At 43.1% G+C, this 15,791-nt stretch carries 13 protein-coding genes; 3 read left to right on the top strand and 10 right to left on the bottom strand.

Annotated elements, in window-relative coordinates; translation table 11 throughout:
• Entirely contained in the window at positions 1–717 is a 717-nt protein-coding gene (bla, locus tag E1163_RS24535) for a subclass B1 metallo-beta-lactamase (protein WP_155175338.1), read from the bottom strand.
• 152 nt (positions 718–869) lie between these two features.
• On the opposite strand from bla, the gene E1163_RS24530 reads away from it, so the two are divergent.
• On the top strand, positions 870–1,373 hold the full coding sequence (locus E1163_RS24530; RefSeq protein ID WP_155175336.1) for a hypothetical protein: 504 nt from the start codon (positions 870–872) through the stop codon (positions 1,371–1,373).
• A gap of 28 nt (positions 1,374–1,401) precedes the next feature.
• Here E1163_RS24530 and E1163_RS24525 read toward each other — a convergent pair whose 3' ends face one another.
• The 5 genes from E1163_RS24525 to E1163_RS24505 form a co-directional block, all read right to left on the bottom strand.
• Positions 1,402–1,674: an acylphosphatase gene (locus E1163_RS24525; RefSeq protein ID WP_155175334.1), complete on the bottom strand. Its 273-nt coding sequence runs from the start codon at positions 1,672–1,674 to the stop codon at positions 1,402–1,404.
• A gap of 2 nt (positions 1,675–1,676) precedes the next feature.
• On the bottom strand, positions 1,677–2,330 hold the full coding sequence (gene deoC, locus E1163_RS24520; protein WP_155175332.1) for a deoxyribose-phosphate aldolase: 654 nt from the start codon (positions 2,328–2,330) through the stop codon (positions 1,677–1,679).
• 97 nt (positions 2,331–2,427) lie between these two features.
• Entirely contained in the window at positions 2,428–2,817 is a 390-nt protein-coding gene (locus E1163_RS24515; RefSeq protein WP_155175330.1) for a hypothetical protein, read from the bottom strand.
• A 105-nt stretch (positions 2,818–2,922) separates the two neighbouring features.
• Positions 2,923–3,402, bottom strand: coding sequence for a thermonuclease family protein (locus E1163_RS24510; RefSeq protein ID WP_155175328.1), 480 nt, complete (start codon positions 3,400–3,402; stop codon positions 2,923–2,925).
• A gap of 123 nt (positions 3,403–3,525) precedes the next feature.
• The gene (locus E1163_RS24505; RefSeq protein WP_155175326.1) at positions 3,526–8,436 is read right to left on the bottom strand and encodes a tetratricopeptide repeat protein; all 4,911 of its coding nucleotides are present in this window, start codon (positions 8,434–8,436) and stop codon (positions 3,526–3,528) included.
• Positions 8,437–8,878: 442 nt separating this feature from the next.
• On the opposite strand from E1163_RS24505, the gene E1163_RS24500 reads away from it, so the two are divergent.
• Both E1163_RS24500 and E1163_RS24495 read left to right on the top strand, forming a co-directional pair.
• Positions 8,879–9,247: a hypothetical protein gene (locus tag E1163_RS24500; RefSeq protein WP_155175324.1), complete on the top strand. Its 369-nt coding sequence runs from the start codon at positions 8,879–8,881 to the stop codon at positions 9,245–9,247.
• Between the two features lie 99 nt (positions 9,248–9,346).
• Entirely contained in the window at positions 9,347–11,599 is a 2,253-nt protein-coding gene (locus E1163_RS24495) for a TonB-dependent receptor (protein ID WP_155175322.1), read from the top strand.
• Positions 11,600–11,685: 86 nt separating this feature from the next.
• Here the strand turns inward: E1163_RS24495 and E1163_RS24490 are convergent, their stop codons facing one another.
• From E1163_RS24490 to lpdA, 4 genes are all read right to left on the bottom strand, one after another.
• Entirely contained in the window at positions 11,686–12,477 is a 792-nt protein-coding gene (locus E1163_RS24490) for a LamG domain-containing protein (RefSeq protein ID WP_155175320.1), read from the bottom strand.
• 412 nt (positions 12,478–12,889) lie between these two features.
• A complete protein-coding gene (locus tag E1163_RS24485) occupies positions 12,890–13,696 on the bottom strand; it encodes an anti-sigma factor (RefSeq protein WP_155175318.1) in 807 nt (268 codons plus the stop codon).
• On the bottom strand, positions 13,693–14,250 hold the full coding sequence (locus E1163_RS24480; protein ID WP_246223871.1) for an RNA polymerase sigma factor: 558 nt from the start codon (positions 14,248–14,250) through the stop codon (positions 13,693–13,695). Before E1163_RS24480 ends, E1163_RS24485 begins: the two co-directional genes overlap by 4 nt.
• Positions 14,251–14,396: 146 nt before the next feature.
• On the bottom strand, positions 14,397–15,791 hold the full coding sequence (gene lpdA, locus E1163_RS24475) for a dihydrolipoyl dehydrogenase (RefSeq protein ID WP_155175316.1): 1,395 nt from the start codon (positions 15,789–15,791) through the stop codon (positions 14,397–14,399).

Raw genomic sequence — 15,791 nt, 5'->3', positions numbered from 1 at the left:
CTATTGATATCCGAGTAGCTTAAGGGTGTTTTCAATGGCTCCGGGGGTATAATTTCCATGCCCGGGTATAACCATTTTTGGCGCAGGAAAGCGCCTTTGCATATTTTTGATGCTTCCTCCCCAGGAATCCAGATCGGCATCTTCGATGTTGCCCAAGTCTTTGGCCCCGCTGCTTTTGATGAAACAGCCTCCGTAAAGGACTTCATAAGGAGATATGTAAACCACAGTGTTGTCTACAGTATGCCCGGCTCCCGGGTAAAATACATTAACAGTCACTTCCCCTACATTCAAAGTAGTTTCCTTTTCAAATATTTTCTTTGGGGCCTCAAAGCCCCGTTTCAGGGCATAAACTTTTGTAAGCTGACTACTCACAGTCTTAATATTCCTTTCATGCAACACTGAAATCCCACCGATCCTGTCGTTATGTGCGTGGGTGATTACCACAGCCGCTACCGGTTTGACAATTTCGGCCTCTACCCAGTCAAGAAGCTGGATGGTTTGCTCATTGTCCCAGGGCGAATCAATCACGACCACACTATCACCTGCCTCAATCACAATGCCGTTGGCAGAGACTTTATTACCCTTGTATTCTGCGTAAGAATGGTAGAGGTAAAGCCCACTGTCCAGTTTGGTGACATCTATTTGATAAGGTTCATTCTGAGCATAACCATTGATAGTAAACAAGGTCAGAAGCAGAGTGGCAAGTAATATTCTCATAGGGGTTAAATTAAGCCGTCAAGTTACGCTGTATGTCTTTTTCCTCAAAATGCGATGTAATATTATTGCGTCAATTACACCATCATTTCTGCCTTTTTAATCTTCATACTTGAAAAGAAACTATTATATTTGGCGAGTCAAATATTTAAACGATGATTCAGAAATATTTCCCACTGGACAAAAACTATATACTTGAGCAGGCGCAACTCGATCAAGAGGAGCGACTAATCGTGTATCTGATAGATTTTGCCAAGAAATTTTATCTTGATCAGTTTAATCCGCTGGGGCTGGAAGATGACACTGTAAAGCAAATTAAAGCACACAACACTGAGTACACCGATCGTTTGGTAGAGTTCTATCGCAACCTTGCGGGTGTTTACAGATACAAGCATGGCAACAACCAGTTGGAATTTCTTTTTGATGGCAAGGATCATTACGACAAGTATACTGTAGACTGGGTAGCCACCTACGAAGAGTGGCTGGTAGATTTCTGCCTGCGCCCCAACTTTTTAAAGGCAGTACTTGAACTCACCGTTTTTTACCCCGAAGGCCGTAAGGCCGAGCTTGCTGAGAGCCGGATGAAGGCTTTCATCCACCAGCATTTTGAGCTCAAAATCTATAAGTATAAGGGCATTGTTAAAATGAAAATTGCTTAAAGACCGAGGTTTTCAGATTCTTATATTTTTAGCTTTCTATTTCGAATCGGGTAAAGTTTTTCAGTTCCCCGGATGATTTAACCTGCACTTCATCAACCTTTGCCCTATCAGGACCGGTACGGCACCAGGAAACAAATTCATTGAGCTTATCCAACCTGCCCTCTGCCTCGATATACACGCTGCCATCGGGTTCATTGCGAACATATCCTGTTATGCCCAGATCATAAGCTTTTTTGCGCGTGTTGGCCCTGTAAAATACGCCCTGCACTTTGCCCAAAACCCTGATGTTAAAATGCTCCATAGTTATTTCGCTTCGGCTAAAATTTCTACTCCGGAAGATGTACCTATTCTATCAGCACCTGCCATAATAAGCTCCACGGCCTGCTGATATGTCTTAATACCCCCTGATGCCTTTATTCCCACATTGGATGGTAATACCTTACGCATCAGCTCAATGTGCTCCACTTTAGCCCCTGCTCCCGCAAAACCGGTTGAGGTTTTCACAAAATCAACTCCTGCATCAGCACATAGCTTGCATGCTGTTTCTATTTCCTCTGACGACAAATAGGCCGTTTCAATAATTACTTTTACCAGCTTATAGTGGTCATGGATAAGGTTGCAACACTTGGCCAGTTCTATCTTGGTCCAGGGTAGTCCTGTTTTGAAGGAAGATATGTTCATCACGATATCCAGCTCATCGGCACCATCTCGAATGGCAAGATCGATCTCCTGGATCTTGGTTTCTGTCATGTTATATCCTAAAGGAAAACCGATAACGGTTACAAGTTGGACATCCCTGTCGCCAATCTCCCTGCTGGCTTTTTTTACCCAGAATGGCGGAACACATATACCCAGGAAATTATGATCAACGGCTTGTTTTACAAGCACATCCACATCACCGGCTACAAAAGTCGGCTTCAGGTTGGTTTGTTCAATGAATCGGTTGAGGTTGTTCATTGAATCTAAGATAAGAAATAGTACTGTTAAACCCCGAACACTCCGGGGTCAATGGATCAATTTTTTTATGAGCAGGAATGAATGTGCAGGAGGTGTGCTAGTGAACTATTCCACACTCTTTACAAAACTTCCTTTTGCCGGGCTTTCTTTTTTTGGGTTTCTTTTTATGCCCAAAATAAGAGGGGTCGGAATATTGTGGCTTTTCCATTTGCCTCTGCATTTTTCGCTCCTTCTTAGCGTTGGCCTCCATGCGCTTGGCAAAGTCCTCCCTCGTTTGTTCAAGTGTTTTATTGTACTTGCTTCGAAAAGATTTCTTACCCTTTTTGCTGCTTTTTTGAACCGGGGCCTTTACTTCCTCCGGGGCAAAGGGTTCGTAAGCATTATCGACCTGTTCTGCTTTACTTTTTTTTGTTTTTTTTGCTTTTTGAGCGTTTGCATTAAAGGCAACTCCCAGGAAGCATATCAGAATGACTAACACGAATCTCATAACTAACTTTCTTTTCTTCATTCAGTTATAAAACTGAAGATAGCGTTTTTTATTGTGTACAGCCACAATAAACCACAAAGCTACAAGATAGGTTCAAATAAATGGTTAACGGCCCTTGGGAGCCATCATGGTTTGTTGTCTCCTGTAGATCCAGGGAGGTGTGGGGTCTTCACTTATCCATAAGCCACTTTTACTGGCTTTGGCAGTAGCCTGCATATTTACCAGGGCTTCGTTATCTTCTTCTTTGGCCCAGGCCAGGCCGTTTTGCAGTAACTCATGATGGAGCAGCTTTCCATTATTTAGCATGACCTGCCCCAGCTTATTTCCCCAACGGTCTTTGCCTTTCAGTTCAACCACAACCCTTTTCTTAAGCACAAGTTTTTCGGTAAGCTTTTTAGCCTCTTCCGAAAACTCCTGCCCCAGCTCCGGGCAGTCTACTTCGCTGAGCATGATTTTGACCACCTCTTTCTCCGAATCCAGTATTTCGATGGTGTTACCGTCAATTACACGGATTACTTTGCCTGATATGGTTTCCGGCGTCCCGATGTTAAAAATGGAGAAAATTGTAATAAAAAGTTTGATCATGACAGAGCTTTAGCTGGTATGGATATATACGTAAGGGAAAGCATAGGTAACAGAATTTTTAAATAAAATGCCCGGTAAACTGAGAGCTACCGGGCATTACTTAAAATTAGCTATTCCAGCCGCTTAATCGCAATACTGGCTGATAAAATAAGATGCTTTTTTATCACCAAGCTCTACCGCCTTTCTCCAGCTCTCACACGCGTCTCCTTCACGTTCAAGCTGATATAAAATATTACCTTTTACTTTATGGTAGGAGGCATCTTTGCCATTCAATTCAATGGCTTTATTGATAGATTCCAGGGCACCTCCCACGTTGCCGGAGGATACTGTAGCATTTGCAAGATGAAAATGTGCGGCATCGTCATTCGGTGTAAGTTCTACGACTTTTTTATAATCAGTTATTGCCGCTTCGTAATCCTCAGCCTCCTCTTTCAGATACGCACGGTTGTAGTAAGCATCGGCGTTACCCGGATCTTTTGCAATAACATCGTCAAGGTCATTGGAAGCAGCTCGTATATTACCCAAATACAGGTTGGCCCGTGCACGATCCATATAGACAGAAGCATCTTTCTTCCCTGCATTTATTGCATTTTGCAAATCAGCAATAGCACCTTCATAGTCTTGGGTTTCCATAAGGGTCCTTGCCCGGTGCTGGTAAGTCTCTCCACTCTTATTGCCTGATTCTATGGTTTTGTCAAAGTAGGACAGTGCCCTTACGTATTCTTCCATGTGATAGTATGACTCTGCCAGGTAAAAGATTGTCTCTCCATCGGGCTTCTCTTCGAGCCTTTCATATTTGGAAAGGTCTTTGGCTGCCTCTTCATACTTCTCCATCATAAAATAAGCCTTTCCTCTATTCTCGTACGCCCTTCCGTAGTTGCCGTCAGACTCAATAGCCCTGGTATAACTTTCAATAGCCTCGTCCAGTTTATCCGCCAATTGATACGCCTTACCCTTGTTGTTATAAATGATAGGATTTTTAACTCCTTTGGCTATGGCTTCGTCATAATCCTTAATGGCACTTTCATAGTTTTTCAACCTGAACTTGGCATTGCCACGATGAAAGTATGCTGATCCGTAGTCACTTTTAGCACTGATGGCCTTATTCAAGGTTGAAATAGACCCCTCAAAATCTCCGGTTTCATAAAGGGCATGTCCAAGATTATGGAAAACTTCTGCATCCGTAGCCCCCAATTCAACCGCCTTTTTAAGGTCACTGGCTGCGGCCTGATATTTCTCCAGTTTGTATTCTGCTGCTCCTTTGTTGGCATAGGTCTGAACATCCGCTGCCCCCATCTGGATAGCTTTTTCAAGATTGGGCAGAGCTTTTTCAAAATCACCTTTGTAGTACAAGGCGTTTCCTAACCCATAATAAAGCAACTTATCATCTACACCCAAAGAGCGTGCTTTTTCAAGCGCCGTCAGGGCACCCTCGTAGTCTTTGGTCTGGAACCTGGATACACCCAGATAAAGGTATTCTTCCTTACCTCCCTGATTGGCCTCAATAATTTTGTTAAGATCGGCAATGGCTCCTTTGTAGTCTTCAGAAAGGTACTTGGCCGTACCTCTGTTGAGTAAGGCTACATTATATCCGGGCTTAACCTGTAGCGATTTATCAAAGTCACTAATAGCCTCCGACAGTTTGTTGGTCAGCATTTTGGCTTTACCTCTGTTGTTATAAACCAATTCGTCATCAGCCCCCAAAGTTATAGCCTGATCATAGCTCTTAATGGCCTGGTCATATTGTTCAAGCCTGAACTGCGCATTACCGAGGTTGTAATACACTTCCTTATCTTTTGAGCCTTTGGCCACAGCTTTTTGCAAATTACCTGCGGCCTCTGCATAATTCTTAAGCTCATATTGGGCTATACCCACTTTTGCATGCAAATCTGCATTGGCCACCCCTGCCTTCTCAGCCTTTGTAAGATCGTCTACCGCTCCCTGATAGTTTTTCAGGTTGTATTTGGCCAGACCTCTTTTCTCATATATTTCAGGCGATTTTTCTCCAAGCTCTTCCGCTTTGTCCAGATAGCCGGAGGCTTTCTTATAATCACTTTGGTCATAGCTCAGCAAACCACTATACACATATACTTGAGCATCTTTGGCTCCCTCCTGAATGGCCTTATCAAGATACTTTTGAGCTTCCTGCTTATTTCCGGTTTCATAATAAGCAAGTCCCAGCATTTTGACTACTTCTTTGCTTTGGCCTGATGCCTCTTTTGCTTTCTCAAGGTCTGAAATTGCTCCGGAATAATTCTTAAGTTCAAATCTGGCAGTACCCCGGTTGAGCAGTGCTTTTCCATAATCAGACTTTAAGGCTATGGCTTTGTCAAAATCCTCAACGGCACCCTGGTAATTTTTGAGCAGGAGTTTTGCCTTACCCCGGTTATTCAATACAACGGGATCATCCGCTTTCTGTGCAATGGCCTTATTATATGCCGCTATGGCATTCTCAAACTCATTGCGGGAATAATAAATATCTCCTAAGGATTTAAAAGTTTCATAATCCGCAACACCTAAAGATTCTGCTTTTTTTAAGTCTTCAAAGGCACCATCAACATTGCTGGTGGAGTACCTGGCCGCTCCACGGTATTTGTACAGGTCATTATTTTTAACTCCTCCGTCAAGGGCTTTGGTGATATACTCCTCGGCTTTGCCAAAGCTCTTGTTTTCATAAGCCGAAACACCCAGCATCTCATATACCTGGGGTGTAGCCTGTCCGGCCTGTTCTGCTTTTTGTAAATAGGTATAAGCTTCCTTGTTTCCTCCGGTCTTGTAAAGTGCCATACCCAGCTTTAGATTGAGATCATCCCCTGTAGCACCTCTTTGAATAGCAGACTTTAGGTCTGAAACTGCTCCCTGAAAATCACCTGTATTGAAGCGGGCGACACCTATTCTTTCATAAATGACGGGATCTGAACTTCCTGATTTTTTGATGGCTTCATAATCGGCAATAGTTCCTGGCCAGTCTTTGGCTGCAAACTTTGCCTCAGCACGGTTTTCAAGGGCTTTGCTGTAGTCGCCCTGCAAGGCCAGTGCTTTGTCAAAATCAGCAATAGCCTCACTGTACTTTTGAAGATTAAGTTTGGCCTTTCCTCTGTTATTGAACACCACGGCATCAGATGCATCCAGAGCGATGGCTCTGTCGTAGCTGGCAATGGCATTGGCGTATTCTTCTTTTTTGAACTGCAAATTGCCCAGGTAGTGATAGGCATTATAATCTTTCACTCCTTTGGATACCGCCTGCTGTAAATCTGACAGAGCACCTTCATCATTTTTTAATTCATACCGGGCCAACCCTCTGTACAAATAGCTGTTGGCATCTGCACTGCCTTTGCTTATAGCATCTGACAGTGTAGTTTCTGCCGCTGCATAATTTTTATTATAGAAATATGACTTACCAAGGTTAGTACTAAGATCTGCTGCGGTTACACCTGCCCGCTGGGCCTGCTCATAATACAGTGCAGCTTTTTTATAATCTTCTTTGGCAAACCAAGCATTACCCAGATAGAAGGTCAACTCCTGAATTTTACTTCCTCTTTGCACTGCACTCTCCAGGTCCTTAATGGCTTCATCGTACTTGTTCTGCTTATAAAGTGCTATTCCTCTCCTGGCAAAATTCTCATCTGTAAGTTTACCAGCTTCGACCAATGCATTATAGTCAGTTACAGCCTCCTGCCACTTTTCAAGTTTGAAATATGCTTCCGCCCTGTTCTCAAGAGCTTTATCATAGTCCGCTTTTAGGGAAAGAGCCTGATTGTAATCTTTAAGTGCTTCGGCATGCTTATCCAGGTTAAATTTTGATTTTCCGCGATTGTTGAAAGCCACAGGGTCAGTGGCCTCAAGGGCTAAGGCCTTGTCGTAGCTGGCTTCTGCCAGGTGATACTCTTCTTGCTTAAACTGCAAATTACCAAGATAGAAGAAGGCCTTGTAATTCTTTTGTCCTTTATCTGTTGCTTGCTTCAGATCCTGGTATGCACCGTTATCATTTTTCAATTCATACCTTGCCAAGCCGCGATACAGGTAATTTGACGGATCGTTGTCCCCTTTGTCAATGGCATTGGTAAAGGTAGTTTCAGCAGCCGCATAGTTATCGCTAAGAAAATAGGCCTGCCCAAGCTTTGCATTAAGGTCTTTGGCCTCCGCGTTGGCTCTTTGAGCCTGCTCATAATAAAGGGCGGCTTTTTTATAGTCTTTTTTGTCAAAATAGATATTGCCCAGGTAATAGGTGAGTTCAGGTATTTTGCTGCCTCTCTGAATGGCACTTTCTATATCCTTGGCAGCCTCATCATAGTTTTTCAACTGGTATAGGGCTATCCCTCTTCTGGCAAAATTTTCATCGGTTACTTTACCTGATTTTATGAGGGCATCATAGTCGTCAGCAGCTTCTTTCCACTTCTTTAATTCAAAATAAGCTTCTGCACGGTTTTCCAAAGCCTTGTCATACTTGCTATCTGCAGCCAAAGCTTTGTTGTAATCCTGAACGGCCGCATCATAATTTTTTAGTGTAAACTTAGCTTTACCCCTGTTATTAAGCAGTGTGGCATCTTTATAACCGGCCTGCTCAGCCATGTCGTAGTATTTTATGGCATCCTGATAACTATCCAGCCTGAACTTGGCATTGCCTAAATTGAACAGGCCTTCGGGCTTTCTAAAGCCCATGTTAACTGCCTTTTCCAGTTCACTGGCTGCACCCTGATAATCCTTTTGCTCATATTTGGTGAGTCCGCGGTACCCATACAATTCAGGGCTATCAACCCGGGCTTTAACGGCATCATCAAAGTCAGAAGCAGCTTTATCATAATCCTTGGTCTGATAATAGGCTATACCCCTTTTAACATACACTTCATCATTGCCAAACTTAGAGTTGATCAGTTGTGAATAATCGAGTATGGCACTTCGAAAGTCACCACTTTCAAGTTTTTCATTAGCCCTTGCATAGGCTTTATCCAGGGCTTCATCTCCCTGAGCCACGGCCACTGCTGCTATCAGACAAAAAAATACCGTAGAGAGTAAGTAAATATGCTTATTCATATGCTTTTCAAAAAATTGACGGATAGTAAAGTTATTAAAATACGGCTTTAAACGATATCAATTTACAAAAATCATAGCAAAGACCTCCACGAAAGAGCTTCAAGGTTTTGAAAACCCCGGAGGCCTGAAACGGTCACCTTAAATAAAAGCTTTGGCATGTATAACAAATATTCGATAACCTTGCATACCAAATTAGGTGAAGGTTTTAATGAAGTACAGACTGTTTTAAACAAGAAGCAAAAAACAGGTCAAAACCAATAGGCTCCTTAATGCATGTTGTTTTACAAAAGGAGAACATAAAAAAAATGATCGCTATGAGGGTATTACTTCTGAACCCAAAGCTGTTTAATCTATAGGGGAAAGGTACACGCAAGATGCAGGCACTGAGTATAGACCCGTGTTAAAATACATCAAACACAAAACAGATTATATCCAGAATCATTTGAGTAAATTCATTGCCATATCGTTATTGTTGTTTTACACAGGTTCCTTTATGGGGTATGGTGTCTTTACTATTGTGCATGACACGCTGCACCACATTCCTAATATCATTCACCATCATAGTCATGACCACCACCATCATCATGTGGAAGATCATAATGCAGCTTTCGAAAGCCTCAAAAAGATGGAGAACAACGAAACACCGATCCACTCTCCATTAAAAATTATATTCCTGCTCAATTACATAACTGAAAACAGTGTGTTTGTATTTGCAAACAACGGCACTGATATTCCTTTCCACTGCAAGGTGAAAACCCTTGCAAACACACATGTAATTGCTCCGCCAACGCCTCCTCCCATACAGTCATAATTTACACAAAAAATATTCGCGTATTTCAGCAGCAGTACCCTTTACTCCGAGTAAAGATGAAACTGTACTGCCTGATCATTAATATTTTAAACATAGATTATGACAAAATTCAAGCTATTTATACTGGTAGCAGTGCTATGCTATTGCCAGGACCTTTTCGCCCAGCAACACATTTTCAGCGGGCGAATTTACAATCAGCAGGGAGAACCTTTACCAGGAGCCAATATTGTGATTGACAACGGGGCTGGCACCTCTGCCGATGCTTTTGGAAACTTTAAATTCAAATTACCTGCAGGTACTTTTACCGTTACTGTATCCTTCATCGGATATGAAAGCCAACAGCAGGAAATAGAAATAACAGATAGTGAGCGGAGGCAGGACTTTTTCCTGAAACAGGGAGACATTGAGCTGGCTGATGTGGTCATTACTTCGGAAGAGGTTAAAAGCCTTAGCTCCATATCCGCCTACGATATCAAACTGCGACCCACTGAAAGTTCTCAGGATGTACTGAGGCTTGTGCCCGGACTTTTTATAGCACAACATGCGGGCGGAGGTAAAGCCGAACAAATATTTCTACGTGGTTTCGATATAGACCATGGTACGGACATTAACCTCACCGTGGACGGGATGCCAGTTAACATGGTGTCGCATGCCCATGGCCAGGGCTATTCTGACCTTCACTTTCTAATACCTGAAACGATCCAGCGTGTAAATTTTAATAAAGGCCCTTACTATGTCGATCAGGGCAACTTTACCACCGCCGGATATGCAGCATTCCATACCCGGGACAGGTTGGACAGCAGTATGATAAAGCTGGAAGGAGGACAATATGGTACCTTAAGAACCGTAGGACTTATTGACCTGCTTAACAGACAGCAGGACGGGCTTCGCGAAAACCTGTATATCGCATCTGAACTGTACCTTACGGATGGCTATTTCGATAGCGATCAAAATTTCTCGCGTATCAATATTATGGGTAAGTACACCGGATATTTTGATGACAAAAAGTTACTTTCAATATCTGCTTCCAGATTTACCAGCAAATGGGACGCATCAGGTCAAATCCCTGTACGGGCTGTTGAAAGCGGACTAATAGGGCGATTTGGAGCTATTGATGATACTGAAGGAGGGGAAACCAGCCGAACAAACCTGAATGTGAAATATAATCTTGACCTGGGCAATGATGCCGGTCTTGAGCACCAGGTTTTCTTTTCGCGTTATGATTTTATGTTGGTTTCCAACTTCACTTTCTTCCTGAACGACCCCATCAATGGAGATCAGATAACACAATCTGAAAGCAGAAGTATTTATGGGTACTCCGGCGCTTACACGAAGGATGGCTATCTGGGCAATCTGGGTATCAGATCAAAAGCAGGTGCCGGCTTCAGGTATGATGATGTCAATGATATTCGTTTATCGCACACCCTTAACCGCAAAGAGGTGTTGGATGACCTGGCCAGGGGGGATGTGGATGAGACCAATGTGTATGCATATATCAGCGAAACTTTGGATATAACACCTGCATTCTCTGTTAACGGTAGCCTTCGTTATGACCATTTCATATTCAACTACGTGGATGCTTTGGCAACCACTTATGAAAGACAAAGCGAAAGCGAAGGTACATTCTCCCCAAAGCTGAGTGCATCATACAAGCTTACCTCTCAATTTGGTTTGTTTGCCAAAGCCGGAATTGGCTTTCACTCAAACGATACCCGGGTAGTAGTAGCACAAAACGGCAAGGATATACTTCCTAAAGCTTACGGTTTCGATTTTGGAGGTTTTTTTAAGCCTGTTCCCAATCTTTCCATTAATGCGGCCGTATGGCAGCTCAACCTTGATCAGGAGTTTGTATACGTAGGTGATGAAGGTATAGTAGAGCCCAGCGGGGAAACCAGAAGGAGAGGTGTTGACCTGTCATTCAGGTACCAACTGCTCCAGTGGCTTTACCTGGATGCGGACTTGAATTTTACAGATCCGCTAGCAGTTAACGAACCAGAAGGGGCTGACCATATTCCGCTGGCTCCGACTTTCACCAGCATTGGTGGGATAAGCTTTAATATGAAAAACGGGATCAACGGAAGCCTTCGCTACAGGTATCTGGGCGACAGACCTGCCAATGAGGATAATTCTGTAGAGGCTGAGGGGTATTTTCTTTTAGATGCTACTTTAAATTATACCCAACCGAAATATGAAGTAGGTTTTTCCATCGTAAACCTTCTGGATAACGAATGGAAGGAAGCACAATTTGATACGGAGTCAAGGCTCTTCAACGAGACTGCCCCCGTATCAGAGATACACTTTACACCGGGAAGCCCGCTATTTGCCAGGGCAAGCATCAGCTTTTTCTTTTAAAAGCCACTTGATACAAGGTGTATAAAATGAAGGCCATTTCCCGGGAAAGGAAATGGCCTTTTACTTATGAGACAACTTTAATTTCTTTATTTGGCCTGATCGGAGCCGGACCTGAGATCATACAAGGCACGTACTTCTCCTGGGGTAATAGCCCTGTTGTATATATACATACCATCAACACTTCCTTTAAAATCATAATCTTCCTGGCACCAATTAGAGTGGCCTATGAAGTTCTGGTTACGTGCCACATTGGCCACAGGATGGCCGTCAGCCTTTTCGGCAACCATTTCTCCGTTTACGTATAATTTCATCTCTCCTGTAGGACTGATAGTCGCGGCATAAAACAAGGTTTCTCCGTTCACTATCGCATCCCGGGCTATAAGCCTGCCTTTCTCTCTGTTGGTCAGCGAATCGGAATCTATCCAACTGGTTAAGACCAGATCAGCAGAACGGGCCAACCGGGACAGCGTAACATTCATTCCTCCGTTTTCACCCCATCCGTTGCCGAAGTCAAGAATCCTTTCATAGTAGCGCTCTTCATCCTGAAACTCTACCCATGCAGCTACAGCAAAGCCGTTGTCCCACATAGGTTCAAGGGTATCCAGTTGAATGTAATCACCACCGGGCATTCCGCAACCGTTATCTTCATCAACCATATTAAAGGTGTACTTTGTACCGTTAACTTCAGGGTTACCAATTACGTCAAAGGCAATTCCTGTTGAATCTGAGGGGGTCGCAAAACTGAGAGAGGGCGTTGGCGGATCAACTACTTCTTCTTCGCCAGGATCGGCAGATGGATCATCTTCTTCTGAGCAGCCAGCAATGAGCACTGCCACTGCCAGGCACAGTATTCTTAGAGTGTAAACATGTGATTTCATCTTATTAATAGTTTATATGAGTTAAAACATCTTTGTGTTAAACCAAGGGGCAACTTTCGCACCCAACTCACCTATTAAGTTGTGAAACCTGTTTACTGATATAGCACTATCAAACACTATAACCCAGAATCGAGAAGATTAATTCACGTATTTTTTAATTATTAAGAAGGCAGACATTTAATTGATTGACTGATTTTGTTAATTAATTAAACTGATCTACGGAATAGTTAATCCATAACAATCAACCTGTTATCTTGAATGAAGAAGTAATTCCTGACACATTTTATGTTTGAATAAACAACACTTTGGGGAATTAATTAACCAAAAAGGTGGCAGGCAGAGGACAATATTTCTTTCTTAGCCCCTCAGATATTTCAAAACCAGGGGAATGACACGGAGACCAACAAGTTTTTCAGGACTCACCCACGGCACCCATTACCTGCATGGTATCCAAAGTAGGGTTTTCACTACCACCTCTGGGCTCTACGGTAACGGCAAAGGCGGAGGCTCGTGCAATGTTTTTCATTTTTAAAAGACCGCTCTGGCCACTGTCAAAAACCCCTGCGTCTACGGGGGTTCCATCAATTATTGCCCACAACTGGTACTGTTGTTCCTGGGTAAGCTCTTTCAGGTTTTGTATATTGAGGTAGACTTCTTCCGATGCTGGATTCCAATAAATGTTTGCCAGTGCCTGGGGGGCATTTTCTGTACCTTGCAAAACTACTTTACGATAGGAGGCATCACTTAAAATGCTGAACTCATGCTCAATGTCTTCAAGCTTATTGTTGACAGTATTGTAGTCCCGGGCGATGCGCTCATTTTGAGCTATTAAATTATTCAGTTCAACTTCCGTGCTTTTCCACTTGCTCCAGAAGTTAAAAGCTAAAATTGTAGTAACCAGAGCTATAGAAACTGAGGCTGCCATGGCATATTTCCAGTAATTGGGTTTGTTGGAAATCGGCATCGACACTACGTTTGCTCCGGCCTGCTGTTGACTGCTATCCACCTGTTGCATGATCTTGTCTTTAAGATCTGCTGCCGGCTTCACTGCCGTTTCAAAGGCCACACTCTCAAGTGTAATTTCAATACGGGTAATTTCCTCCCTAACCTCGTGGTGCTCCAAAGCCATTTTTTCCACTTCAAGAGCTTCTTCCCTGGGGAGCTCTCCAAGCACATATGCCTCTAATATTCCTGATGATATATATTCCTGAATGTTCACTCTACCCCTAGCTCCTTTCTTAAATTAATCAAGGCCATCCTTAACCTGGTTTTTACGGTTCCTAAAGGTATACCCTGACTTTCCGAGACCTCTGATTGCGTATAGCCTTTAAAATAAATCAGCTCAAGTATTAACCTCTCCTCATCACGCAACCTGACTAAAAGCTCCTTTACACCTATACCGTCCACACTCTGCTGAACAAGATAATCTTTTTCTACATGATATACGTTTTCTTCTATATCATCAGTTTTACCGACCTTCTTTATTTCTTTCGAGCGGAGTTTGTCAATGGCCAGGTTCCTGCACAGGTTCAGCATCCAGGTAAACAGTCTGCCCTTTTTATCATCATACGTGTCAATCTTGTCCCATACCTTCATGAAAGCATCCTGAAGTACTTCTTCGGCTACTTTCTTGTCTTGCAAAATGCGCAGGATTACACCAAAAAGTGCTGCTGAATAATTATCATAGAGATACCCCAATGCCGCTTTATCTTTCTGCTTCAGTAAAGCAATAAGCTCGCTTTCAGTCAATTTACCCTTATAGATTGGGGACATCAGGTATAGGTTAGTGGGGAGTTAAAGATAGAAAGGGACTGTATCAAAAGTCAAATAGTTTCGAATATGCACTTGTCAATAGTCGGCAGACATGACACTTGCTCTGACCTCTGAACAGTCCCTTTCAGGGAATAAACCTTTATTATCTATATATGGATCACTTCATCGTAAGCCGCTGCGGCTGCTTCCATCACTGCCTCCGACATGGTAGGGTGAGGGTGTACAGCTTTTATGATCTCATGGCCGGTGGTTTCCAGTTTTCTCACTGCCACGATCTCCGCAATCATTTCTGTAACATTGGCTCCGATCATATGTGCTCCAAGCAGTTCACCATATTTAGCATCAAAGATCAGTTTCACAAAACCATCCTTAGCTCCGGCCGCACTGGCTTTACCTGATGCTGAGAATGGGAATTTGCCCACTTTAAGCTCATAGCCTGCTTCTTTGGCGGCTGCTTCTGTATAACCAACTGAAGCTATCTCAGGGCTGCAATAAGTACATCCCGGTATATTGTTGTAGTCCAGAGGCTGAGGGTTTTCACCTGCTATCTTTTCCACACAAATAATACCTTCTGCAGAAGCTACGTGCGCCAATGCAGGACCATGTACGATATCTCCGATGGCATATACACCAGGTATGTTGGTTTTGTAGTAATCATCAACGATTACCTTGCCTTTATCTGTAGCTACGCCAATATCTTCAAGACCGATGCCTTCAAGGTTTGTAGAGATACCTACCGCAGACAGCACAACATCACAGTCTATGGTTTCATCTCCTTTTTTGGTTTTAACGGTCACTTTACAACCCTTACCTTTAGTATCTACGTTAGTAACTTCCGAGCTGGTCATTACTTTCATACCTGCTTTCTTAAAGTTTCTCTCCAGTGCCTTTGACACCTCCTCATCTTCAACAGGAACGATCCTTGGCATAAACTCAACTATGGTCACCTCAGTACCAATAGTGTTGTAGAAATATGCAAACTCAACGCCTATAGCACCTGAACCAACAATAACCATTTTCTTAGGAGCTTTGTCGAGCACCAATGCTTCTCTGTAACCTATGATCTTTTTACCATCTATCGGCAGGTTAGGTAATTGCCTTGACCGGCCACCGGTAGCAACGATAATATGATCTGCGCTGTAGGTTTCGGTTTTTCCATCCTCAGAAGTAACCTCTATTTTCTTACCGGCTTTCAACTTGCCAAAGCCCATAATAGCATCGATCTTGTTCTTTTTAAATAAGAACTGGATACCCTTGCTCATACCATCGGCAACTCCACGGCTTCTCTTCACCATGCCGTCGAGATCTGCTTTGGCATCCTTTACGCTGATTCCGTAATCAGCAGCGTGTGATATGTATTCAAAAACATTAGCACTTTTTAATAAAGCCTTGGTGGGAATACACCCCCAGTTAAGACAAATACCTCCCAAAGATTCCTTCTCCACAACACCAACCTGTAATCCCAACTGAGCAGCGCGAATAGCGGCAACATAACCACCAGGTCCACTACCTAATACTAAAAGATCATATTTCTTTGACAT

Origin of the sequence: Fulvivirga kasyanovii (assembly GCF_009711405.1) — a bacterium.
In the GTDB taxonomy this organism is placed as follows: domain Bacteria; phylum Bacteroidota; class Bacteroidia; order Cytophagales; family Cyclobacteriaceae; genus Fulvivirga; species Fulvivirga kasyanovii.
Note: the sequence above shows the minus strand (reverse complement) of the source record. Positions and strands in the feature narration are given on the sequence as shown.

What these genes read in the sequence shown, in the direction of transcription:
- bla (WP_155175338.1), bottom strand. Translation starts at nt 717, where the DNA reads ATGAGAATATTACTTGCCACTCTGCTTCTGACCTTGTTTACTATCAAT.
- E1163_RS24530 (WP_155175336.1), top strand. Translation starts at nt 870, where the DNA reads ATGATTCAGAAATATTTCCCACTGGACAAAAACTATATACTTGAGCAG.
- E1163_RS24525 (WP_155175334.1), bottom strand. Translation starts at nt 1,674, where the DNA reads ATGGAGCATTTTAACATCAGGGTTTTGGGCAAAGTGCAGGGCGTATTT.
- deoC (WP_155175332.1), bottom strand. Translation starts at nt 2,330, where the DNA reads ATGAACAACCTCAACCGATTCATTGAACAAACCAACCTGAAGCCGACT.
- E1163_RS24515 (WP_155175330.1), bottom strand. Translation starts at nt 2,817, where the DNA reads ATGAGATTCGTGTTAGTCATTCTGATATGCTTCCTGGGAGTTGCCTTT.
- E1163_RS24510 (WP_155175328.1), bottom strand. Translation starts at nt 3,402, where the DNA reads ATGATCAAACTTTTTATTACAATTTTCTCCATTTTTAACATCGGGACG.
- E1163_RS24505 (WP_155175326.1), bottom strand. Translation starts at nt 8,436, where the DNA reads ATGAATAAGCATATTTACTTACTCTCTACGGTATTTTTTTGTCTGATA.
- E1163_RS24495 (WP_155175322.1), top strand. Translation starts at nt 9,347, where the DNA reads ATGACAAAATTCAAGCTATTTATACTGGTAGCAGTGCTATGCTATTGC.
- E1163_RS24490 (WP_155175320.1), bottom strand. Translation starts at nt 12,477, where the DNA reads ATGAAATCACATGTTTACACTCTAAGAATACTGTGCCTGGCAGTGGCA.
- E1163_RS24480 (WP_246223871.1), bottom strand. Translation starts at nt 14,250, where the DNA reads ATGTCCCCAATCTATAAGGGTAAATTGACTGAAAGCGAGCTTATTGCT.
- lpdA (WP_155175316.1), bottom strand. Translation starts at nt 15,791, where the DNA reads ATGTCAAAGAAATATGATCTTTTAGTATTAGGTAGTGGACCTGGTGGT.